This window comes from Actinomadura livida, from assembly GCF_014648675.1.
GTDB lineage: Bacteria > Actinomycetota > Actinomycetes > Streptosporangiales > Streptosporangiaceae > Spirillospora > Spirillospora livida.
Map to the genome: position 1 here is coordinate 302,642 of NZ_BMRO01000009.1, position 21,893 is coordinate 324,534.

Here is a 21,893-nt window from a genome sequence, read left to right on the forward strand (position 1 = left end):
GTGCCGAGGGAGAAGCGGAGCGCGTGCTCGACCCGCCCGCCCTCGGGCGCGCCGGGGGACAGCCGGCTGCGCACGCCGTCCGGGCCGAGGAGGTCGAACAGGTCCTCGGCGGCCCGGGTCAGCGCCTCGGAGCTGAACAGCTTGGCCATCGGCCCCTCCGCCACGGGCACGTCGCCCCGCTGCGCCATGGCCGCCGCGCGCCGCTGGAGCAGCAGCGACACCTCGGCCTCGGCGGCGCACCGGCCGAGCCGCTCCCGCACGTCCGGGTCCTCGATCCGCGGCCGCCCGGAGCCGCCGCGGGCGGTGCGCGCCCAGCCCTCGGCCGCCTCCAGCAGGCCGAGCATCGAGGCGCCGAAGCCGGTCGAGTGCTCCTCCTGGAGCGCCTCGCCCAGCACGCGCCAGCCGCCGCCGACCTCGCCGATCCGCCAGTCGTCATGGACCCGCGCGTCGCGGTAGTAGGTGATGTTCGTCCGCTCGCCGGAGATGGTGCGCACGGCCTGGACCTCGATGCCGGGCTGGTCGAGCGGGACGAGGAAGACGGTCAGCCCCCCGTGCTTGGACGAGGCGTCGGTCCGCGCCAGGAGGAACACGTGGTCGCCGATGTGGGCGTTGGTCGTGAACATCTTGGAGCCGTTGACGACCCACTCGTCGCCGTCGCGCTCCGCGCGGGTCCGCGCGGCGGCGAGGTCCGACCCGCACTCGGGCTCGGTGAAGCCGAGCACGATGAGGATCTCCCCGCGCAGCGCCCTCGGGATGATCTCCGCCCGCTGCCGGTCGGTCCCGGCGTGCAGGATCGCGCGGGCGACCATGTGCGTCGTGCTGACCCCGTACGTGGGGGCCTCCGCCTTGCTCAGCTCCTCCTCGACCACGCACCGGTCGAGCGGGTCGCAGGGCCGGCCGCCCCATTCCTCGGGCCAGCCGAGAGCGAGCAGCCCCGCCTCGTGCATCGCGCGGACGAACCCGTCGTCATGGGCCACGCCCGTCCGGTGGCAGCGCTCGGCCAGCTCGTCGGTCAGGTGCTCCTTGAGGAACGCCCGGACCTCCGCGCGCAGCGACTCGCCTCGTTCTCCTATGCGGAAGTCCACTGTTCCCCCATCTGTGCGGCGCCGTACCGGCGGTCGGCCGCCCTGCGGTAGGCGGCGCGCGGTTCGAGGCAGACGGCCCCCCACGCCCGAGCGCGCCGGTAGTAGAGCTGGATGTCGTACTCGTCGGTGAAGCCGTAGCCGCCGTGGAAGTGCAGCGCGCGGTAGGTCGCGTCGCGGGCCGTCTCGGTCGCGAACGCGAAGGCCATGGTCGCCAGCTCGGCGCACCGCTCCGGCTCCGCGTCGTGCGCCCACGCCGCCTCGTGGCTCAGCAGCCGGGCGCCGTCGACGGCGGTGGCCGAGTCGGCGAGGGCGTGGGCGATGGACTGGAACGAGCCGATGGGGACGCCGAACGCGCGGCGCTCCTTGACGTAGCCGACGCCGATCTCGACGGCGCGGGCGGCGACGCCGACCTGCGCGGCCGCCGTGAGCAGCAGGAACTCGTCCAGCGCCGCCTCGTAGGCGGCCGCGGCGGCCGGCCCCGACGCGAGCGGCTCGGCGTCCGGCCCGAGGCGCAGGTCGGCGAGCGGCATCGAGCCGAGGTTCCCGGCCTGGGCGTGCCCGCCCGGGGACCGGACGAGCAGCAGCCGGTCCCCGTCCATCACCAGCGCGTCGTCGGCGACCGCCCCGGCCGGTACGAGTGCGGCCACGCCGTCGCGGGCCGGATGGACGGCCATGGTCACGGTCCGCTCGCCCGCCAGTGCCGCGGCGAGCACGGCGGCGGCGGACGGCGTGCCGAGCCGGGCCAGCAGACGCGCGGCGACCTGCGCCTCCACGATCGGGGCGGGGGCGATGAAGCGTCCCTGGACCTCGGCGACGAGCGAGAGGTCGAGCGGCGCCGCGCCCCAGCCGCCGTCGTCCTCGCCGACGGCCATGGCCACGACCCCGGCGTCGCGCACCGCGTTCCACAGCCGCGGATCGAAACCGAGCGGCTCGGCCGCGCGCACGCGGGACGGCGACGCCGCGTCCCCGAAGAGGGCGGTGAAAGACGCGACGAGCTGGCGTTGCTCGTCGCTCAGACCAACATCCATGCCGAATCCAGTTCCTGGTTCTATGTCTGGACGATCCCGTTCCGGGTCGCCCGCAGGCCGTTCAGCTCGGCGTCCCACCCGTCGGCCGGGACGCCCGCCGCGCGCAGCGGCCCCTTCATGATCTTGTTGGAGGCCGACCTCGGCAGTTCGGCGGTGCACGCGATGAAGCGGGGGACGGCGAAGTACGGCAGCCGCTCCGCCAGGTAGCGGAACAGGTCGGCCGGGTCGGGCGGGCCCTCCGGGTGGGGGACCACCAGCAGCAGGACCTCGTCCTCGCTGTGCTCGCTGGGCACGCCCACCGCGGCGGTCTCGGTGACCTGCGGGTGCGTGTTCGCCGCGGCCTCGACCTCCAGCGAGGATATGTTCTCGCCGCGGCGGCGGATGCTGTCGCGGATGCGGTCGACGAGGAAGAACTCGCCGCCCGGCGTCCTGCGGACGGCGTCCCCGGTGTGGAAGTAGGAGTTCCGCCAGGCCTCCGCCGTGGCCTCCGGGCGGCCGAGGTAGCCCTGGAACATCGTCCAGGGCTCGTGCGGGCGGACGACGAGCTCGCCGATCCGCCCGTCCGGGACCGGCCGGTCGTGCTCGTCCACGACCAGGGCCTCGAACCCCGGGCGCACCCATCCCAGCCCGCCGGCGCCCGACACCCCGTGCGGGGCGGCGAGCGGCGTCGCGGCCTCCGTGCTGCCGTAGCCGGCGCAGTACGCGACCCCGAACCGCGCGCAGAACGCGTCGACGTCCGCCGGGACGGGCGCCAGGCACACCTTGCGCAGGCCGCTGGACCGCTCCAGCGGGCTCGGCGGCCGCGCCTCCAGGAAGCGCGCCATGGCGCCGGTGAGCACGGCGAAGGTCGAGCCGCTCCGGACGATGTCCTCCCAGAAGCCCGACGCCGTGAACCGGGGGCTGATGTAGGCGCGCGCACCGGCGATCAGGGCGTTGTACACGCCCCACAACTGCCCGCCCACATGGAACAGCGGCATCGCCACGTAGCTGGTGTCGTCGGGCTCAACCGCGCCGATGTACACGGGGCTCGCGTATCCGTACGCCTGGGCGTGCGGAACGAGGACGCCCTTGCTCGGCCCGGTCGTCCCGGACGTGTAGAACACCGCTGCGGTGTCCCAGGGCGCGGCGTCCTCGACCGTGGGCTCGCCCTCGGGAAGGTCGAACCGGCCGCGGCCGCTCTGCGCGGGAACGTGCTCGATCACGCTGCCGCGCAGCCGTCCGCCGTCCGCCGCCGCCAGGCGGTCGAGGTAGTGCGTCTCGGCGATCGCCGCGACGGCGCCGCTGTCCCGCACGACGTGGTCGAGGAACCCGGCGGCGAACGCGGTGTTCACCGGGACCTCCACCGCCCCGGCGCAGGTCAGGCCGAGCCAGGCGAGGATCGCGTCGACATGGTTGTCCAGCATCAGCAGTACCCGGTCGCCCGGCCGGATGCCGTGGGCGCGCAGGCTCCCCGCGAGCGCGGCGGCCTCGTCCAGCAGCGCGCCGTAGCCGATCTCGGCGCCGGGACCGGCGATCGCCGGGCGGCCGGGATGCCGCTCGGCCTGCTCCCGCAGGACGTGGACGACGGTGCGCCTTTCCAAAGGCGGCAGCGAACCTTCGAAGGACGGTTTCACGGTGCCTCCCCGCTCACAGATCTCGTGGGTTCCGTCTCGAAGCGCAGCACGCCGCTGACGGCCGTCCGGCCCTGCCCGTTGCGGACCAGCGCCTCGGCGGTCCCGTCGCGGCCGGGGGTGTAGGTGATCGTCAGCCGGTCCGCGTCCGACACCGGGCTCCGGTAGGAGACCTCGGCGCCGCGGAGCCCGCGCAGCCCCACCGGGCCGAGGGTCCGCTCGGCCAGCCTGGCGACGATGCCGAGGGTGACCTCCCCGGGCAGCGCGGGCGCGGCCAGCCCGAGTTCGCGCGCCCGGACCGGGTCGATGTGCATCGCGTCCTGCACGCTTCCGCAGGCGGTCAATCCCAGCAGGGTGCGGAAGACCGCCGCCTGGTAGGGGTGGACCCTCTCCCGCACCGTGACCGCCCTGCCGTGGCCCGGGGAGGCGTCCGCGCCGGTCGCCGGGGGCGTCGGCCGCCGCGCCGGGGGCCGCTCGCCGGGAAGGCGGAAGTGCACGTCGAGCGACGACCGGGCGATCCGCTCGCCGTCCGCGCGGGTCTCGACGTCGAGCGTCAGCACCAGCCGGTCGCCGGAGCGTTCCTTGACGCGGAGATCGGCCGACGCCCGCGCCCCGGCGCACTCGGGGGCGAGCGGGCGGTCGAGGGAGACGCGCCACGCGCGTGCGAAGGAGGGGAGGCCCGCGTCCTGGACGCCGGCGGCGAAGTCGGTGAGCGCGGCGTGCGCGAAGCGGGTCGCGAACGTCGGCAGCGTCGTGAAGCCGGGCGCCGACTCCCAGACGAGCGAGCGCGCGTTGCGCGCGTCGGCCCCGGTGGCGATGGCGTAGGTGATCGTGTCCCGCAGCGACCACCGCACGGGGTACGCGCGCCGCTCCCAGCGGTCCACGAGACGCAGGATCTCCGAAACGCCGTCGGGCACGGCACCTCCTCGGGGTCTGTCCGCGAAACCCAATCCAATTTCGACGTCGTTGTCAATAGATGGCCGCAGGGCGTAGATTGCCTGCGGGCGCCGCGCCGGACCGCGCGGCGCGGTCGCCGTAATCGGATCGGTCGGGAGTGAGGACGATGGGGGCTGGTGGCGAGAGGGCCGCGGCGGGGGAGCCGGCGCGGCCCTGGGACCAGGACGAACTGCTCCGGCTGATGGACGTCCGGCCGGCCGGGCCGGGCCGGTACACGGCGCCTCCGCACGAGGGCGCCGAACGCAACGTGGTGGAGGCGGGCCAGCTCCTCGCGGACGCCGTCGTCGCGGCCGCCAAGGAGATCCCCGACCAGCGGGTGACCTCGGCGTCCATGGTGTTCTCACGAGCCGCGGGCCACGACAAGGGCATCGCCGTCGACCTGGACGTGGTGCACCGGGGCCGGACCTACTCCACCGTCCAGGCGCGGGTGGCGCAGGAGGACGAGCTCCGGTGCGCGGGGCTGATCCTCATGGGAGCCGACGCCGACGACCTGGTCACCTCGACCGCGCCGATGCCCGACGTCCCGCGGCCGGACGAGGTGCGCCCCTTCGGGCCGCCCGGCATGCGGGTGCGGGGCCGCGAGCTCCGCGTCGTCGACGACGCCTACGACTGGGACCCGCAGCACGTCGGACCGCCCGAACTGCTGGTGTGGACCCGCTTCGCCGCCGCGCCCGCGGCGTCGTACCTGCACAGCGCCCTGATGACGCACTCGGTCACGCACTGGACGATCGCCGCGGCGCTGCGTCCGCACGCCGGGTACAGCGAGGCGATGGCGCACAAGACGATCTCCACGGGGATCTCCAAGGCCACGGTCGCCTACCACGACGACATCGACGTCTCCCGGTGGTTCCTCTACGCGAACCAGGTCGTCTACACCGGGCGCGGGACGACCCAGAGCGAGGGCCGCGTCTACGCCGAGGACGGCCGCCTGGTGGCGTCGTACGCCGTGCACGGGATGATCCGCCCCTTGGTGCGCCGCCCCGGAGCCCCGGACATGGTGCTCTGATCCGCCCGTCCGTTGATTTTGACATCGACATCGATATATCCTGGCGGCGAGCCGACCGCCCCCGCAGGAGCGGACGCCGCCGAGCGGGCGACCACCGGTCCCCGGGCTCCCGCGCAAGAGGCGATTTTCCGACCGGAGAGGGAGACGATCCATGCCGTCACGTGACCTGCCGTATCCGCTGTTCGACGCGGACAACCACCTGTACGAGACCGAGGACGCCTTCACCCGGTACCTGCCGAAGCAGTACCAGGGCGCCATCGAGTACGTGCAGGTCCGCGGCCGGACGAAGATCGCGATCCGGGGGCAGATCAGCGAGTACATCCCGAACCCGACGTTCGAGAAGGTCGCCCGTCCGGGGGCGCAGGAGGACTACTTCAAGAACGGCAACCCCGAGGGCAAGTCGTACCGCGAGATCGTCGGCAGGCCGATCGAGTCGATCCCGGCGTTCCGCGAGCCGGGGCCCCGGCTGGAGCTGATGAACGAGCAGGGCATCTCGCGGACCCTGATGTTCCCGACGCTCGCCAGCCTCCTCGAAGACCGGATGCGGGACGACCCGGAGCTGACCCACGCCGCCGTCCACTCCCTGAACCAGTGGCTGGACGAGGTCTGGTCGTTCAACTACAAGGACCGCATCTACACCGCCCCGGTGATCACCCTCCCGATCGTGGAGGAGGCCGTGAAGGAGCTGGAGTGGTGCCTGGAGCGCGGCGCGCGCGTCGTGCTGGTCCGCCCCGCGCCCGCGTTCGGCGTCGCCGGCCCCCGCTCGGTCGCGCTGCCGGAGTTCGACCCGTTCTGGAAGCTCGTCCAGGACAGCGGCACGATGGTGGCCTTCCACTCCTCCGACAGCGGCTACCAGCGGTACACCGCCGACTGGGAGGGCAAGCAGCGCGAGTACCTGCCGTTCACGCTGCAGCCGTTCCGCGAGATCGGGCAGTGGCGCGCGATCGAGGACACGGTGGCGTCGCTGATCTGCCACGGCTGCCTGTCCCGCTTCCCCGACCTGAAGATCGCCACCATCGAGACCGGCTCGTCGTGGGTGGGGCCGCTGCTGGAGAAGCTGCAGACCACCTTCAAGAAGATGCCCCAGGGCTTCGAGGAGGACCCGGTGGAGCAGATGCGCCGGCTGATCCACGTGAGCCCGTTCATCGAGGACGACATGGCCGCGCTCGCCGACCTGCTCGGCGTCGACCGGGTGCTGTTCGGGTCGGACTTCCCGCACCCCGAGGGCAAGGCCGACCCGATCACCTACGTCGACGACCTCGCCCACCTCGGCGACGAGGCCAAGGCCAAGATCATGGGCGGGAACCTCTCCCGCCTCATCCCCGCGTGACCTGACCGTCCCCGGGGCCGCCCGCCCGCCGTGGCCTCGGCGCGACGCCACGGCGCCGAAAGGCCCGCCGCCACCCCTGGGCGGCGGGCCTTTCTCCACCCTCCGGGCGGCCGCGGACACGGACGCGGGCCGTGCGGCGGCCCGGTTCCGGACGAAGGAGCGACCAAGATGACCACGGCTCTCGCCGGCCTCTACCTGCCGCAGGTCCGGATGGACTTCGCGGCCATCGAACGGCGCGCGCGGGTCGCCGAGGAGGCGGGCTTCCACTCCGCCTGGTTCATCGACCACCTCGCGCCGCCCGCCGCCCGCGATCTCGACCTGCTCGACGCCTGGACGGTCGCGACGGCCGTCGCCATGCGCACCGAGCGGCTGCGCGTCGGCCACCTCGTCCTGTGCGCCGAGTTCCGCCACCCGGCGGTCCTGGCGAAGATGGCCGCCAGCCTCGACGTCGTCTCCGGCGGGCGCCTGGAGCTCGGCCTCGGCTGGGGGTCGGTCGCCCGGGAGCTCACCGACTACGGATTCCCCGACCCCGGCCCGGAGGCCCGCGCCGGCAGGCTCGCCGAGACCATCGACATCCTCCGCCTGCTGTGGACCGGCGAACCGGTCGACTTCGACGGCGCGCACTGGACGCTCCGGGACGCGGTCTGCCGGCCCCGCCCCGCCGCGGGCCGGGTGCCGATCCACATCGGCGGCGCCGGCCCCCGCCTCACGATGCCGCTGGTCGCCGGGCGGGCCGACTGGTGGAACTGCCCGTCGAGCGCCGCGGACCGCCTCGCCGAACTCCGCCCGTCGGCCGGCTCGGCCCGGGTCTCCGTCCAGCACCCGATCGGCCTGGCCGCCTCCTCGGCCGCCCGGGACGAGGTCGCCGAGACCGCGCACCGCCGCTTCGGCGCCTGGGGCGGGGTCATCGCCGGGACCCCCGACGAGGTCGCCGCCGCGCTGGCCCGCGAACGCGAGGCCGGAGCCGAGCTGTTCGTGTGCCAGTTCCACGACTTCGGCACCCCGGAGACGATCCGGCTCTTCGCCGAGGAAGTGCTGCCGGCGCTCGAATGACCGACCACCCTCGAAAGGCGCGGGACTTGACCACCAGCACCGATCCGGACAGGTCCGCGGCCATGCTCGCGGAACTGGGCTTCACGACGAGAATGGCCGGCCGCGAACTGCACGGCGCGGCCTCGATCACCCCCGCGATGCACGTCCCGGGAGTCCCGCGGCTGCGGACGTCCATCCTCGCCGTGTGGACCGACACGCTGACCGGTCTGCTGGCAACGCAGGTGACGGCCCCGCGCGTGCCGGTGACTCTGGAACTCGACGTGCAGCTGTACCGTCCCGCCCCCGCGGAGGGGACCGTCGAGGGGGTCGCCAGGGCCGTCAAGGTCGGCCGCTCCGTGTTCGTCGCCGACGTCGAATTCAGCTCGTCCGGGGAGCCGCTGGCGATCGCGAGCGCGTCCTTCATGATGGCACCGGACCCCGGGCTCACCGTGCCGGACGCCTTCAGCGTCGAGCTCCCGGCGCCGCCGGAACCGCTGGCCACGCCGCTCGCCGAGCGCGCGGGCTGCGAACGCCGCGGCCCCGGCGTCGCCCTCCTGCCCCGCTCCGCGGACGGCCTGAACATCTCCGGCACCATCAACGGCGGCCTCATCGCCCTGGCCGCGGAGGAGGCCGCGCTGTCGCTGGCGCCGGGCGGCACCCTGGCCTCGCTCGGCCTGCGCTACCTCCAGCCGGCGCGCACGGGACCCGTCGTCGCCACGGCGCGCCTGCGGGACGGCCTCGGCCGGGTCGAGCTGCGCGACTCCGGCAACGGCGACCGCCTCACCGGCACCGCGACCGCCAGAACCTTCGGGACGGCGGCCTAACCTGCCGCCCGGACGGGGTGGAGGACCTCGTCGGCGAACCGGCGCAGGCCGTCCAGTGCCTCCCGGGAGCGAGCCCAGGGCGCGACGATCAGGCGGGTCACCCCCGCCTCGGCATAGGCGCCGACCTCGTCCGCCCGGCCGATCCGTGCGCCGGGCAGCGTGACCTCGATCGGCGTCGTCCGCCCCTCGCGCTCGGCCAGCTCGCGCAGCCGCGCCAGCGACCGGGGGAGCCGCTCCAGCGTGTGGTTCATCGGCATCCACCCCGTGCCGACGGTCGCCGCCCGGCGCAGCGCCGCCGCCCCGTCGCCGCCGATGTGCAGCGCCGGTCCCGGCCGCTGCACCGGCTTCGGCTCGAACGCCACGGGCCCGAAGCCGAAGAACTCGCCGTGGTGCTCCACCACGTCCTCGCTCCACAGGCGGCGGCAGACCGCGATCGCCTCGTCCACCCGAGCCCCGCGGCGGTCGAAGTCCAGGCCCACGGCCTCCCACTCCGAGCGCAGCCAGCTCGCCCCCACCCCGAACGCCAGCCGCCCGCCGGACAGGACGTCCACCGTCGCCGCCGCCCGCGCCGTCACGAACGGATGCCGCAGCCCGATGTTGTACACGCAGGTGCCGAGCCTCAGCCGGGCCGTCCGTGCCGCCAGGTGGCTCAGCACTCCCAGCGCGTCGAACACCGGGACGTCGGGCCGCAGCGGCGGATGCTCCGCGTCCCGGTGCGGGCTGCCCGCCACCTCGACCGGCAGGACCAGGTGCTCGGGAAGCCAGACCGACTCGAACCCGAGCCGCTCCGCCTCCTCCGCCACCTCGCCCCACAGCCGCGGGCTGACGGCGCCGAGCTGGACCCCGAACTCCATCGCGGTCACTGGCCCTTGACCTTGTCCTTCATCCCCGTGAGCTGCATGAGGACGGGAAGGCCGCTCTCGCTGAGGGCGTTGCCGTGCCCGGTCTCGTGGATGTCGAAGACCGACTGGATCGCGGCGTAGAAGCCCTGCACGTCGAGGGTCTGGTTGACGGCGCGCTTGGCCTGCCGCAGCGCGAACGGGTGCATCTGCGCGATCTGCCCGGCCAGATCCATCGCCGCCGTGTCGAGGTCGTCCAGCGGCACGACCCGGTTGACCATGCCGACCTTCTCGGCCTCCTCGGCGGTGACCGGCCGCCCGGTGAACAGGATCTCCTTGGCCTTGCGCGGCCCCAGCTCCCAGGTGTGCCCGTGGTACTCCACACCCCCGATGCCCATGTGCACCACGGGGTCGGAGAACTGCGCGTTCTCCGCCGCCACGATCAGGTCGCACGGCCAGCACAGCATCAGTCCGCCCGCGATGCACTTGCCCTGCACCGCCGCGATCGACGGCTTGGGGACGTTGCGCCACCGCAGCGTGTACTCCAGGTACCGGCGCGCCTCGATGTTGTAGATGTACTCAAGGGTGAGCTTCTCCGGCGCGGGACCGCCGCCCTTCAGGTCGTGCCCGGCCGAGAAGTGCTTGCCGTTGGCCTTCAGCACGATGACGCGCACCTCGTCGTCGGCGGCGGCGCGGGTCCATGCGGCGTCGAGGTCGTCCAGCAGTTCCATGGTCTGCGCGTTGGCGGCCTCGGGGCGGTTCAGCGTGATGACCGCCACCCGGTCCCTGACCTCGTACAGAATCTGCTCCATCGGGCTCTCCCCATCCACTTCGCGCCAAGGACCACGGCTTTTTAACTTCGGCGTCGATTTCAATATTCGACCACCGTGCGAGACCGTGTCAAGGACATCGCCGCCCGGCGCGGAGCGGGCCTCCCGGGCCGGCTTCCGCGTTCCCGCCGGCGGTCTCAGGACGGTCTGAGGAGGTGCCGGCCCCGGCTGGTCAGGCGGTGCATGACGTGGGCGCCGTCCCGCTCGCTGCGGACCAGGTCCGCGTCCCGGAGCACCTTCAGGTGGCCGCTGACCGTGGACGCGGGCATGCCCAGCCGGACGGCGAGCGACCCCGTCGTGAACGTGCCGGTCAGGGCGCCGAGCACCCGCGCCCGGCCGGCGCCCAGCAGGGCGGCGAGCACGTCCGCGCGGTCGGCGCCGGCCCGGGGATCCGGCGGCGGGCCGCCGATCGGGTAGACCACGACCGGCGGCAGGCTGGGGTCGGCGATGGCGATCGGCGTCGTGTGGCAGAAGAAGGACGGGATCAGCCGGACGCCGCGTCCCCTCAGGTGCAGGTCGGCGTCCACCGGATACGGCGCGCTGAGCACAGGGTCCCGCCACACGAACGGCGTCAGCGTCGCCAGCATCGCCACCGTGCCGCGCTCCAGCGTCTCCATCCGCCGCTCCCAGTCGGTGGCGACGGTGGCCTCCACCTCGCTCCAGTCCGGGGCGATCAGCCGGGTGTGGAAGTGCAGGACGGCGTCCGCGACCTGGTCGAGCAGGCCGCGGTCGCCCGAGGCGAGCCGCCGGGTCCAGCCGGGGAGCGTCCGGTACCGGGCCGCCTCGCGCAGTTCGCGGGCCAGCCGGGTGCCGGGGGTGGCGCGCAGCGTCCGCAGCGCGGACGCCATCCCCTCCTCCGACTCGGCGGGGGTCAGGAAGTCGGGGAAGTACGCGGCGTCGGCGGGCGCCAGGTCCCGGAGCAGCCGGGCCGCCGCGCGCAGGCCGTCGTCCTGCAGCCGCGCCGCCGCCTGGCGCCGCCACGGGTGCAGCCGCCGGGGCAGCCGGGCCAGCGGAGTGGTGAGGACGTGGAGCCCGAGGAACGCCTCCCAGACCGGATCGGCGGACCTCGCGACCTGCACGTGCCGGAAATCGCGGTCGCTGAAGTGGATGCGCAGAACGCCGCCCATCGCCCGACGTTAATACTCGGCGGTAACGAGGGGATTTCGACTGGGCCCGAAAAGCTCGGCCGCGTCCCGTCCGCCGGGCTCTTAGCATCCGCTGTGCCATTCCGTACCGACCTTTCTCCCGACCGAGGCAGCGACAACCCCCACCAGGAGGTCCGGGTGAGCCAGTCGAACATCTCCCGCCGGCAGGTGCTGAAGACCGCCGGCGCCGCGACCGCCGCGGCCGCGCTCGGCGGCGCGGGCGTCATCGGATCCGCCACCGCCGCCCACGCGGCCCGTGACGGTTTCGGCCTGCGCATCGTCGAGCACGACGAGCGAGACCCCCGCATGAAGTACTACCGGTTCGCGACCGACGCGATCGGATGGAACCCCGGGGTCAACGTCCTCCTCCCCGACGACTACTCGAGCGGACGGCGCTACCCCGTCCTGTACCTGTTCCACGGCGGCGGCCTGGACCAGGACTTCATCACCTTCGACCGGTGGGGCATCCGCTCACTCAGCGCGGGCAAGCGCCTCATCATCGTCATGCCCGACGGCGGGCACACCGGCTGGTACAGCAACCCCGTCTCCTCCAACGTCGGCCCCCGCGACTGGGAGACGTTCCACATCGCCCAGCTCCTGCCCTGGGTCGACGCGAACTTCCGCACTTACGCCGAATACGACGGGCGCGCCGTCTCCGGGTTCTCCATGGGCGGCTTCGGCGCGCTGAAGTACGCGGCCAAGTACTACGGAGACTTCGCCTCCGTCAGCTCCCACTCCGGCCCCGCGAGCCTGCGCCGCGACGCGGGCCTCGTCGTGCACTGGGCGAACATCAGCTCCGCGGCCGTCGACCTCGCCGGCGGCACCGTCTACGGGGCGCCGCTGTGGGACGAGGCCAGGGTCAGCGCCGACAACCCCGTGCAGCGCGTCCCCAGCTACCACCACAAGCGGGTCTTCCTCGTCGCCGGAACCAGCCCCGACCCGGTGAACTGGGCCGACTACGTCCAGGAGACCCAGGTGCTCGCCGGCCAGCGGGAGTTCCGCGCCCGCCTCGGCGCCGCCGGCATCCCGCACGAATGGCACGAACTCCCCGGCGGCCACGTCCTCCGCGGGGACATGCTCCGCCGCGATCTCGACGGCGTCATAGCCCGGCTCCGCAAGGCCTGACCGCCCCGCCCCGACCGCCCACCCCGATCGTCCCGGCCCCTGTTCCCCCCCCGCCCTTTCTCGTGATCCCCTCACGACGATCGCCCCAGGAGCCCCGATGCGCAGGAACCCCGTCCCGCTCACCCTCGCCACCGCCGCCGTCCTCACCGCACTGGCCGGACCGGCCGCCGCCCAGACGCCCCCGCCCCCCGCCCCGGTGGTCGTGGCCGACCATCCCACCAGCGCCGGAACCGCCCTCGTCGCCGGCCAGAACCAGCCCGGCACCCGGCTGCACATCGAACCCGCGCGGACCAGGACCGTCCGCACACTGGAGATCGACTACCAGGTCCAGGAGACCGGCTACTGGTGCGGGCCCGCGGCCACCCGGATCGCCCTCTCCGCCCGCATCGCACCGCCGAACCAGGCGACCCTGGCCGCCGAGCTCGGCACCACGCAGAACGGCACGGACCACATCAGCCAGGTGACCTGGGTACTCAACGCCCGGCTCGGCACCGGCTGGTACGAGACCAAGGAAATGCCCAACGACCCGCCCACGCAGGCGCAGCGCGACCTGCTGTGGCGGGACGTCGTACTCGACATCGACAACAACTACCCGATCGTCGCGAACATCGTGGCCCCGCCCGGCAACCAGCCGCCCGGCTACCCGCCCAACCAGACGATCTACCACTACTTCACCGTGATCGGCTACGACGACGCACAGCGCACCGTCCTCATCGCCGACCCCGCCTCGTTCGGCGGCTACCAGATCTACTGGCTCTCCTTCAACCAGCTGGCGACCCTGATCCCCCCGAAGGGCTACTCGGCCTGACCGGCCGCCCCTGGCCGGTGGGTTTCCACCGGCCAGGGGGCCCGGCATCACCGGCTCAACCGGCGCTGTGGCCGGGATCCATGTCAGGCAGCGACCGGAAGGTGAGCGGGGCGGCCTCGGTCCGGACCGCCACCTCGACAGGTTCCAGCAGGAACCCGGCGTGGTCGCCGAGGGTGACACGCTCCAGAATCCGCCCGACCAGGTGGCGCTGGGCGCCGCTGAGCAGCGGCACGCCCTCCGGACCCGGCTGCCAGGAGCAGCGGGCGAACTTGTCGACCTCGTCGCCGGTCTCCGAGCCGAACAGGGCGGCGAGCTCCCGCTGGTCTTCGTCCCGGCCGAGCACGTGCACCGCGAGCACCGTCGCCGCCTCGGCCGTCCGATAGGTCTGGTTCTGCCGCGACAGGCAGACCAGGAACCTGAACGGCTCGATGCTGGTCTGCGTGGTGAACCCGACCAGACACCCCGCCGGCGAGCCCGTCCGGGGGTCAACGGTGGTCACCACGAACATCGGGTAATCGAACCCGGCAACGAACCCATCACTGTCCACCCGGGCAGCCTACGGCGCATCAGCGCCTGCGCCGATACGTAGCCGCGTTCGTACCTCCCTCACAAGGTGCCCGATCGCCGATCGAGCGACGCGTCCCAAAAGGGCTCAGTGATCACCGGCGAAGCCGATCTGAAGTCGATCTGAAGCCGGCCGATGCTTGACTCAGATGAGTCGAACGAAGATCAACTCTAAGAGGAACACCTGCTTTTGAGCGGGTGTCGCAGATCAAGTGCTGGGCGCTCCGGCGAAGGAAGAATCCATGCGACGCTACACGCTCATCGGCGGACTGATGGTCGCGGCGGCACTCGCCGTACCGGTCTCATATGCGACTTGGGAAGCCTCCCAGGAGACGGCTCGTGCGAGTGATGCCAGCGAAGTACCGCTGAGACCCATCACGCCGACCGAGACAGACCGCCTGTACACGGCGGAGCAGTTGCTCGTCAAAGAGTGCATGCGGCGTGCCGGTTTCCTGTACAACCCTTCACCGCGCAACCCCGTGCCAGAACACCGGAACTTCCCGTACGTCGTGGACGACATCACCTGGGCACGTCGGCATGGCTACGGGTCAGACCTTGAGGAGAAGAGGGACCGGCTGGCCAAGAACAGCGCCAACCGGCGCTATTTCGAGAGCCTCTCACCAGCCCAGAAATCGGCTGTGACCGTGGCGATGAACGGGCCGACCGCCAAGGGACTGCGCGCCTACCTGCCCAATGGGCAGCCGGTCGAGCACAGCGACAAGGGCTGCACCTCAGAGGCCAGACGCAAGCTGTACCGAGATCTTCCGGCCTGGTATCGCACGCTGAAGCTCACCGAAAGCCTGCCTGGTTTCCGAGCCGAACTCGTCCTCAACGACCGGGCTTACCTGAAGGCCGTCACCAAATGGTCCCGATGCATGCGGACGAACGGCTTCCAGTATCCGACCCCGGCGCACTCGCGCGCCGCGGGCATGGCCGGCGAGCCGGTGGCCTCGCGCGCCTTCGAGATCCGACTCGCCGTGACCGAGGCGCAGTGTGCCGCCGAGACCGGACTGGCCCGCACGGCGAAGGCGCTCGACCGCCACCACGACGGCGTCCTCCGCCGGAAGTTCCACAGGGAACTGGCGGCCCATCAGAAGCTCCAGATCGCCGCGTTGAGCCGTGCCGGCGCCATCGTCGAACCGGGGTGAGACCACGCTGAGCGGAAATCGAATGCGGCCCGGCCGCCAGCGTCAGTCAGGAATGATCGAAGGGAGATCGCATGAAGCTCATCCACAAGGTGGTCGTCTGCGCGACCGGGGCGACGTTCGTCCCGATCGGGACGGCCCTCCCTGCGGACGCCGCCCCGGAACACTGTCCGAGCACGGGCTATATCTGTGCCTATGACAAACCCGACTACAACGTCACCGGCGCCATCTGCGGATGGTTCAACAACGACCGCGACTGGTCCACCTGCGGCGAGTACAGCTCGGGGACGAGCAACATGCTCAACAAGGCGAGCTCGGTCTGGAACAAGTCCGCCGGCTACGGCGAGCCCAACAATGTCAACTTGTACTACAACCGGCCCTGGGAGAACGGCGGGCTCAGTGCGTGGGCGTGCATCGGCCAAGGCGACGCATGGCCCTGGCTGGGCGTCCGCTACTTCAGCTGGGGGCCGTCCGGATCGGGCACCGGAAAGAATCTCGCCACACAGGACAACATCACCGGGCACAAGTGGGTGAACAACTGCGGCGACGCCTGACCCGCCGTTCGCCAGCCCGCCGGCACAGCCCCACGATCGTGCCGACGCGCGTGGGTGCTCGCGCCGCCCAGCACTGACCGATGCCGGCTCCGACGCGGTGAGCATGGTGCACGGACGAGGCCCGGACACATGTCCGGGCCTCTTCGATGTTCGGCCCGGATCACGTGGTCGCCGTCGTCGACGTACTGCATATCCAGCGGATCGGCGAGGAATTCCTGCCCGAGGACGCCCCCGGCCGCTACTCGTCACTCGACGCTTGAAGGGATGATCACTGCCCGTCCGCTGAGCTTCCCGGCCTCCATCTGCCGGTACGCGTCCATCGCCCGGTCCAAGGGGAACTGGACGATGTCCGGGCGCAGCAGCCCGCGCGCGGCGAGGTTCAGGACCTCGACGAGTTCTGTTCTGGTTCCCCAGTAGGTCGTCTGCAGGGACACCTCGTAGGGTACGGAGAAGAAGGACAGCGGCAGGGTGCCGCCGCCGATGCCGACGATGGTCACGTCCCCGAGCGTCCGGACCGAGGCCGCGGCCATGGCAAGGGTCGAGTCGGATCCGACGAAGTCCAGAACGACGTCGGCGCCGTGTCCTCCGGTGGCGTCGCGGATGCTCGCCGCCGTGCCGTCACCGGACGGGACGGCGAGATCGGCGCCGTTCTTCAGCGCGAGGTCGAGGGCCTCGGTCCGGGTGTCGACGGCGATGACGGTCGCGGCGGTGGTGCCCTTGAGGATCTGGATGGCGAGGTGCCCGAGCCCGCCCGCGCCGATCACGACCGCGGTCGCGCCCGGCGGCAGCTTCCCCCAGGACCGGCGGATGGCGTGGTAAGGCGTGAGACCGGCGTCGGTGAGCGGTGCCGCGATCGCCGGGTCCAGGCCGTCGGGCAGCGGCAGGAGGAGCCGTGCGTCGGGGATGACCATGTACTCGGCCATTCCCCCGTCGAGGCCGAGTCCGCCGCCACCGGACGGCACGGGCGCGTTCGCCGGATCCTCACAGTAGTTCTCCGCCCCGAGGCGGCAGCGCGCGCACGTTCCGCAGCCCCACGGGCCGTACACGGCGACCGGCTGCCCGACCTGGAGTCCGGTCACACCGTCTCCCAGTGCCATTACCCATCCGGCGTTCTCGTGGCCGAGGGTGAACGGCGGTGCCCAGGGAAGCTGCCCGCCCTCGAAGTCGCGCATCAGATGCAGGTCCGAGTGGCATGCCCCCGCGCCGCCGACCCGGATGACGACCTGACCGGGCCCTGGTTCGGGATCGGGGACGTCGACCAGCACTGGGTCGGACTTCCATTCCCGCAGTCGCAATGCTCGCATTGCCCTCCTCCCTTCCTCTCCTTCCAGCCAAGTACTTCGAGCACCGCATGCGCAACGGACGAAGGTCCCGTCCGGGACCGATGACGCCGGAGGCGAAATCGGCCGCCGGTCGAGGCGGTCACGGGGTGGGCCGGGTCCAGGGGTCGAGGCGGGTGCGGAGGTCTGCTTCGTCGAGGGCGAAGTCGGCGGCGGTGTAGCGGTGGACGCCCTTGCCGTCGCGGGGGTGGGCGGCGTGGTAGGCGTCGATCAGGCCGGTGGGGTCGCCGGGATCGATGCCCGCGGCGGTGTAGATCGTTTCGAGGACGGTGCGGGTGTCGCCGACGAGGTCGTCGTAGGCGACGTCCAAGAGCGTGACCGACCCGGCTCCGGGGGAGTGGCGGAACGCGCGGGCGCGGCGGAGCCATAGTTCGGTCTGGTCGGTCTGGAAGCGGCCGACGTCCGCGGGGTCGACGTCGTCGCTGTAGGTGGAGCGGAAGACGGCGAAGAGGCTGGCGCCGGAGGCGACCGTCTGGACGATGTCGCGGTGCAGGAAGACCACGACGGCGCCGGGGAAGGCGGCGGCGAGGCGGGGGAGTTCGGCGGTGTGGGCGGGGGCCTTGAGGACCCAGCGGCGGTCGTCGGCGGCGTCGAGGCTGGAAAGGACGTGCCGGTAGTCCAGGTAGGTCGTGCTGAGGTCCTGGTCGGCGAGCCATTGGCTGTAGCCGTCGAGGCGGACGGTGGAGCTGAAGCCCCAGTTGCGGAAGCCGGAGTTCATCGCGACGACGCATTCCTCGGGCAGGCGCGGGCCGTGGTCGTGGACGGTGGCCAAGGTGGGGTTGAGCAGGTGGAGCAGGTCGTTGGCCGCCGACCCGGCCTGGACGAGTTCTTCGCGCCGCTGCGGGGAGGCGCCGGCGAACTTCCAGGGCATGGCGAGTTCGGCGGGGAGCGGCGCGCGCAGCCGGGGGTCCGTGGCCAGCAGGCGGTACAGGAAGGTGGTTCCGGTGCGCCATCCTCCGGTGATGACGATGGGCGGCCGGCCGAGCGGACGGTCGGTGCGCGGCAGGCGGTTCATCGCCAGGCGGGCGCGCAGGGCCGCGACGGCGGAGCCGCGGACCATCCGGGCGCCGACGGCGTTGAGGCGTCCGTCGTCGTTCGCCGAGGCGAGGTAGCGGTCGAGCCCTTCGCGCCAGTACGCGGGATCGCCGAGGCCGGCGGGGTCGTCCTGGCGGAGCGCCGCGGTGATGACGGGACCGGGGTCGAGGGCGTAGGCGTCCGGACGGGCGGCGCGGTCGTTCTCGGCCGCGGCGTAGATCTCCTCGGCCTGCGGGCTGCGCGGGGGAGGTGTCCAGAGGGTCATGCGCCGCCTCCCGACTCGTCGATCGGGTGGACGCGGACGCGCGGCAGCGGCGGCGCCTCTTCGGTGTGGAGCCAGCGCAGCACGATGAGTCCGGACGGGCGGCCCTCGGTGTCGAGCCAGTCTCCGTCAAACGGCCCTTCCGGCGGCCGGGCGGCCAGGACGAGGCGGTATCGGCCGTCTCGGAGGGTGGCGGTGGCGCCCGTGCGTGACACGGTCCGGTGCCGGTAGTCGAGGGAGTTGAGGTACCTGCTGTAGAGCAGGGCGTTCCAGTGGCGGCAGGGGACGGTCTCGCCCTCGATGACGAGCGCCTCGTCCGGGCCGAGCCGCCAGGCGCCGCGCTGGTAGTGGATGCCGGGCTCGGTGTAGGCGGCGCCGTCGGCCATCTCCGCCCAGTGGTGCACCGTGTTGGGTTCGACCTGCTCTTCGACCGCGGAGAAGGCCACCGGCATCATCTCGATCGTCGTGGCGAGCCGCCGCACCTGGTGCTGGAACCGCGCGGCCTCGATCGGCGGCGGGGGCTCCGGCGGGGTGAGCGGCTCGATCGTGCACCGGCCGGGCCGGTCGTCGGCGACGTCGTCGTGGAAGTGGCGGACCCACAGCTGCCCGTTGCCCTCCGGCAGCGGAAGCCACGGGCCCGTCCCGGGTTCCGTCCCGCCGACCAGGACGGAGAACGCCCCGGACGGGTCGGTGGTGAGCCGGTCGCCGTCGATGCGGGCGGCGGCGGCCGTCCCGCCGGCGGAGCCGGTGTAGGCGGTGATCGAGGTGTACACGGCGTCGCCGGAGTGGCCGGTGACGCGGTACCGCCGGTCGCCGCGCACGTCGGCGACCCAGTAGCGGGTGTCGGGATTGTCCATGAAGAACTTCTGCCGCCACCCGTTGAACGGGACGAGCTCGGGCCGCTCGCGGTCGACCTCGAACCGGGCGAGCTGGTGGTGCAGTCCGCGCAGCAGCGCCCGGTAGCCGTCGGCGCGCTCGTCCTCCGGCAGCGCGGGATCGTCGAGCAGCCGCCCGGCGGCCGACAGCGCGTCGACCAGGTCGGCCCAAGCCCGGGCTTCGGGGGTCATGCCGCCTCGCCGCTGCGTGCGGTGCGCGGGTACTGGACACTGCGGTGCGTCATGATCGCTCCGGAGGGCGCGAGGGTCAGAGGCGGACTCGGTCGTCGAGGACGTAGTGCGGTCTCGGGTCGTCGATGAGGATCCCCGCCTCGGCGGCGCACACGGCCGGGAGCGCGTCGAGGACCGCGCGGACCGACGCCGCGGTCACGGGGTTTGTGCGGTCCGTTCCGGACGCGGCGGGGTTCGGGTCGAAGGTGAGCCGGGTCCGCATGATCGACGGGTCGCCGGTGATCTCGATGGTGTAGTCGATGGGGCTGCGTCCCTCGCGGTCGGGGTAGGGCAGGTCGTCGCCGCGGAAGGCGTTGGCCTCCCCGAGGTACCAGCACTCCTCGTTGGTGAAGAAGCAGCGGTCGTCCAGGTAGCCGCGGTGGGTGAGGTGCAGCGCGGCGGTCTGGCCGGGCTCGACGACGAAGCCCGAGCGGGTCTCGAACCGCTCGGCCGCCGGGATGCCGCGCAGGTCGTGGACGACCTTGACCTCGTCCATGGAGGCGCCGAACAGGTGGTGGGCGACGTTGCCGGTCAGGTCGCCGTAGTACAGGTCGCCGAACAGCGCCAGCGGCTTGCCCGCGCCCAGCTCGGCAGGGTCGGAGCCGAATCCGATCCGGCGGAGGCCGCCCCACATCGAGCCTGCCGCGGCGAAGTCGACCGCCTCCACGCACCGCACGTGCGAGACGCCCGACACGCCCCGCGCCATCGTCATCGCGACCCGCTCGACCATGAACGTCGGATGGACGCCGGTGCCGTGCAGCGTGGTCCCGCCCGTCAGGCACGCCTCCACCAGCCGGGACGCCGGCGGGCGGGACGCCGTCAGCCAGTTCGGCATCGCCGCGTTGTGGTAGGCGGCGGTGGAGATGACGTTCTTGCCGGACTCCAGCAGGGCGATCACGTCGGCGTCCAGCTTCGCCCCGAGCGCGTCGGGCCGCGGTGTGACGATCACGCAGTCGGCGTCCAGGTCGAGGATCTCCTGCGCCGACGTGGTCGCGGTGACCCCGAGCGGGCCGAGGCCGAGCAGGTCGCCGAGGTCGGCGCCGTGCTTGCGCTCGCTGAACACCTTCGCGCCGACCAGTTCGACGTCCGGCCTGCGATGGGCCGCCCTGGCGACGGCGCCGCCGACCTCCCCCGGGCCCCAGATGATCACCCGGTGCGTCGTGCCCATCGCTCGCCTCGCTCCCCGCCCGGTCTGGACGATCACCGGACGGGCCGCTAACTTACAGATCGTAAGTTAGCGGGGCAAGAGGGGAGGGGCCCGGCGGATGGCCACACGCCGACGGCTGACCGGCCCGCAGCGGCGCGCCCAGATCCTGGACGTCACCCGCCGGATCGTGGTCGAGCAGGGCTACCACGCGGTCACCTTCGAGCGGGTCGCCGCGGAGTGCGGCGTCACCCGCACCGTCCTGTACCAGCAGTTCGACACCCTGCCCGAGCTTCTCGTCGCGCTGATCGACCGCGAGGTCGAGCGCGCCTTCGCCGGGTTCCGGCAGGCGGTCGCCCGTCCCGTCCCGCCGGACGAGGACCCGTTCACCGCCGGCCTCGCCGGAATCCTGGAGGCCGTCGACGCCGCCCCCGCCACCTGGCGGATGCTCATGCTGCCCGCCGAGGGCGGCCCGCCCGAACTGCACCAGCGCCTGGCCCGCGCCCGCGCCGTGACCCGTGCCCACCTGCACAAGCTCACCGGCCATCAGGACGACCCCGACCTGAGCATCCGCGTCCTGCACGCGCTCGCCGACGAACTCGTCCGCCTGCGCCTCACCGACCCCGACGCCCACCCGGTCGACCGACTCCTGTCCCAGTCCCGCCGCATCGCCCGCGCCTGCCTGGCCCCAACTTCCGCCCACGACTGACACCGGCCAGATCATCGGGGCTCACCGCGTCTTTGCCAATGCCCGTCGGGCTGGTCCGGGGTGAAGGGCCACTCCTCGAAGTGGACGCAGCGGCCGTCGGCGTCGAAACGCAGAATCCATAGGTCGCGCCAGCGCGCCAGGTCGTCGCGCAGATACTCGACCTCGATCCGCACCACCGCCCTGTCGCCGTCCACGGCCACGATCTCGCTGGTCATCGTGAAGGGTTCATCGGGGCCGTCGCGCTCGGCGTCCCACCACAGGCCGAGCCGGGACAGGCCGACGATCGGTTGCGCCCAGGGCGACGGCAGGTACGACACGTCCGGCGAGAACAACTCGGCGAGCGGCTCGGTGCCGGATGTGCGCCACGCCCGCTCATACCCGGCGACCCACCTCCCGACGGCATCTCTGTCCACAC

Annotated in this window: 22 protein-coding genes; 9 read left to right on the top strand and 13 right to left on the bottom strand. The window is 72.6% G+C overall.

Annotated elements, in window-relative coordinates; genetic code table 11:
* The 4 genes from IEZ03_RS23020 to IEZ03_RS23035 all read right to left on the bottom strand — a co-directional run.
* Nucleotides 1-1,085 (bottom strand): acyl-CoA dehydrogenase family protein (locus tag IEZ03_RS23020; RefSeq protein ID WP_189241227.1); only part of this gene is annotated, 1,085 nt, incomplete at its 3' end.
* Nucleotides 1,070-2,113 (bottom strand): acyl-CoA dehydrogenase family protein, encoded by a 1,044-nt coding sequence (locus IEZ03_RS23025; protein WP_184885627.1) that lies wholly within the window; start codon nucleotides 2,111-2,113, stop codon nucleotides 1,070-1,072. The genes IEZ03_RS23025 and IEZ03_RS23020, both read right to left, overlap by 16 nt.
* Nucleotides 2,114-2,133: 20 nt before the next feature.
* Nucleotides 2,134-3,726, bottom strand: a complete 1,593-nt coding sequence (locus IEZ03_RS23030) for an AMP-binding protein (RefSeq protein ID WP_184885625.1) — start codon at nucleotides 3,724-3,726, stop codon at nucleotides 2,134-2,136.
* A complete protein-coding gene (locus IEZ03_RS23035) occupies nucleotides 3,723-4,640 on the bottom strand; it encodes a hotdog family protein (RefSeq protein ID WP_184885623.1) in 918 nt (305 codons plus the stop codon). Before IEZ03_RS23035 ends, IEZ03_RS23030 begins: the two co-directional genes overlap by 4 nt.
* 146 nt (nucleotides 4,641-4,786) lie before the next feature.
* Between IEZ03_RS23035 and IEZ03_RS23040 the strand changes: the two genes are divergently transcribed.
* The 4 genes from IEZ03_RS23040 (at nucleotide 4,787) to IEZ03_RS23055 (ending at nucleotide 8,872) form a co-directional block, all read left to right on the top strand.
* On the top strand, nucleotides 4,787-5,686 hold the full coding sequence (locus IEZ03_RS23040) for an acyl-CoA thioesterase (RefSeq protein WP_184885621.1): 900 nt from the start codon (nucleotides 4,787-4,789) through the stop codon (nucleotides 5,684-5,686).
* A gap of 151 nt (nucleotides 5,687-5,837) precedes the next feature.
* Nucleotides 5,838-7,016 carry an amidohydrolase family protein gene (locus tag IEZ03_RS23045; RefSeq protein ID WP_184885619.1) on the top strand — a complete coding sequence of 393 codons (1,179 nt, stop codon included), beginning with the start codon at nucleotides 5,838-5,840 and terminating at the stop codon, nucleotides 7,014-7,016.
* A 168-nt stretch (nucleotides 7,017-7,184) separates the two neighbouring features.
* Nucleotides 7,185-8,069 carry an LLM class flavin-dependent oxidoreductase gene (locus tag IEZ03_RS23050; RefSeq protein ID WP_184885617.1) on the top strand — a complete coding sequence of 295 codons (885 nt, stop codon included), beginning with the start codon at nucleotides 7,185-7,187 and terminating at the stop codon, nucleotides 8,067-8,069.
* A gap of 26 nt (nucleotides 8,070-8,095) precedes the next feature.
* Complete coding sequence (locus IEZ03_RS23055) at nucleotides 8,096-8,872, top strand: PaaI family thioesterase (RefSeq protein ID WP_221480772.1); 777 nt, start codon at nucleotides 8,096-8,098, stop codon at nucleotides 8,870-8,872.
* On the opposite strand, the gene IEZ03_RS23060 is transcribed toward IEZ03_RS23055, so the two are convergent.
* From IEZ03_RS23060 to IEZ03_RS23070, 3 genes are all read right to left on the bottom strand, one after another.
* Nucleotides 8,869-9,726: a TIGR03619 family F420-dependent LLM class oxidoreductase gene (locus IEZ03_RS23060; RefSeq protein ID WP_184890709.1), complete on the bottom strand. Its 858-nt coding sequence runs from the start codon at nucleotides 9,724-9,726 to the stop codon at nucleotides 8,869-8,871. The two genes, IEZ03_RS23055 and IEZ03_RS23060, sit on opposite strands and share 4 nt — an antisense overlap.
* 5 nt (nucleotides 9,727-9,731) lie before the next feature.
* Nucleotides 9,732-10,523, bottom strand: a complete 792-nt coding sequence (locus tag IEZ03_RS23065; protein ID WP_184885613.1) for an enoyl-CoA hydratase — start codon at nucleotides 10,521-10,523, stop codon at nucleotides 9,732-9,734.
* Between the two features lie 155 nt (nucleotides 10,524-10,678).
* Nucleotides 10,679-11,668 (bottom strand): helix-turn-helix domain-containing protein, encoded by a 990-nt coding sequence (locus IEZ03_RS23070; protein WP_184885611.1) that lies wholly within the window; start codon nucleotides 11,666-11,668, stop codon nucleotides 10,679-10,681.
* A 156-nt stretch (nucleotides 11,669-11,824) separates the two neighbouring features.
* Between IEZ03_RS23070 and IEZ03_RS23075 the strand changes: the two genes are divergently transcribed.
* Together IEZ03_RS23075 and IEZ03_RS23080 are read left to right on the top strand one after the other, a co-directional pair.
* Entirely contained in the window at nucleotides 11,825-12,811 is a 987-nt protein-coding gene (locus tag IEZ03_RS23075) for an alpha/beta hydrolase (RefSeq protein ID WP_184885609.1), read from the top strand.
* A 97-nt stretch (nucleotides 12,812-12,908) separates the two neighbouring features.
* Nucleotides 12,909-13,619 (top strand): C39 family peptidase, encoded by a 711-nt coding sequence (locus tag IEZ03_RS23080; protein WP_184885607.1) that lies wholly within the window; start codon nucleotides 12,909-12,911, stop codon nucleotides 13,617-13,619.
* 55 nt (nucleotides 13,620-13,674) lie between these two features.
* On the opposite strand, the gene IEZ03_RS23085 is transcribed toward IEZ03_RS23080, so the two are convergent.
* The gene (locus IEZ03_RS23085; protein ID WP_229808502.1) at nucleotides 13,675-14,166 is read right to left on the bottom strand and encodes a flavin reductase family protein; all 492 of its coding nucleotides are present in this window, start codon (nucleotides 14,164-14,166) and stop codon (nucleotides 13,675-13,677) included.
* Between the two features lie 259 nt (nucleotides 14,167-14,425).
* Between IEZ03_RS23085 and IEZ03_RS23090 the strand changes: the two genes are divergently transcribed.
* Nucleotides 14,426-15,331 carry a hypothetical protein gene (locus tag IEZ03_RS23090; protein WP_184885605.1) on the top strand — a complete coding sequence of 302 codons (906 nt, stop codon included), beginning with the start codon at nucleotides 14,426-14,428 and terminating at the stop codon, nucleotides 15,329-15,331.
* Nucleotides 15,332-15,402: 71 nt separating this feature from the next.
* Nucleotides 15,403-15,882: a peptidase inhibitor family I36 protein gene (locus IEZ03_RS23095; RefSeq protein WP_184885603.1), complete on the top strand. Its 480-nt coding sequence runs from the start codon at nucleotides 15,403-15,405 to the stop codon at nucleotides 15,880-15,882.
* A gap of 245 nt (nucleotides 15,883-16,127) precedes the next feature.
* On the opposite strand, the gene IEZ03_RS23100 is transcribed toward IEZ03_RS23095, so the two are convergent.
* From IEZ03_RS23100 to IEZ03_RS23115, 4 genes are all read right to left on the bottom strand, one after another.
* Nucleotides 16,128-17,186, bottom strand: coding sequence for an NAD(P)-dependent alcohol dehydrogenase (locus IEZ03_RS23100; RefSeq protein ID WP_184885601.1), 1,059 nt, complete (start codon nucleotides 17,184-17,186; stop codon nucleotides 16,128-16,130).
* A gap of 118 nt (nucleotides 17,187-17,304) precedes the next feature.
* Nucleotides 17,305-18,522, bottom strand: coding sequence for a sulfotransferase family protein (locus tag IEZ03_RS23105; RefSeq protein WP_184885599.1), 1,218 nt, complete (start codon nucleotides 18,520-18,522; stop codon nucleotides 17,305-17,307).
* Entirely contained in the window at nucleotides 18,519-19,586 is a 1,068-nt protein-coding gene (locus IEZ03_RS23110) for a DUF1214 domain-containing protein (protein WP_184885597.1), read from the bottom strand. Before IEZ03_RS23110 ends, IEZ03_RS23105 begins: the two co-directional genes overlap by 4 nt.
* 76 nt (nucleotides 19,587-19,662) lie before the next feature.
* Nucleotides 19,663-20,793: a hypothetical protein gene (locus IEZ03_RS23115; RefSeq protein ID WP_184885595.1), complete on the bottom strand. Its 1,131-nt coding sequence runs from the start codon at nucleotides 20,791-20,793 to the stop codon at nucleotides 19,663-19,665.
* Between the two features lie 97 nt (nucleotides 20,794-20,890).
* Between IEZ03_RS23115 and IEZ03_RS23120 the strand changes: the two genes are divergently transcribed.
* A complete protein-coding gene (locus IEZ03_RS23120; RefSeq protein WP_221480771.1) occupies nucleotides 20,891-21,478 on the top strand; it encodes a TetR/AcrR family transcriptional regulator in 588 nt (195 codons plus the stop codon).
* Nucleotides 21,479-21,489: 11 nt separating this feature from the next.
* Here IEZ03_RS23120 and IEZ03_RS23125 read toward each other — a convergent pair whose 3' ends face one another.
* On the bottom strand, nucleotides 21,490-21,891 hold the full coding sequence (locus IEZ03_RS23125; protein ID WP_221480770.1) for a nuclear transport factor 2 family protein: 402 nt from the start codon (nucleotides 21,889-21,891) through the stop codon (nucleotides 21,490-21,492).
* Nucleotides 21,892-21,893 lie beyond the last annotated feature (2 nt).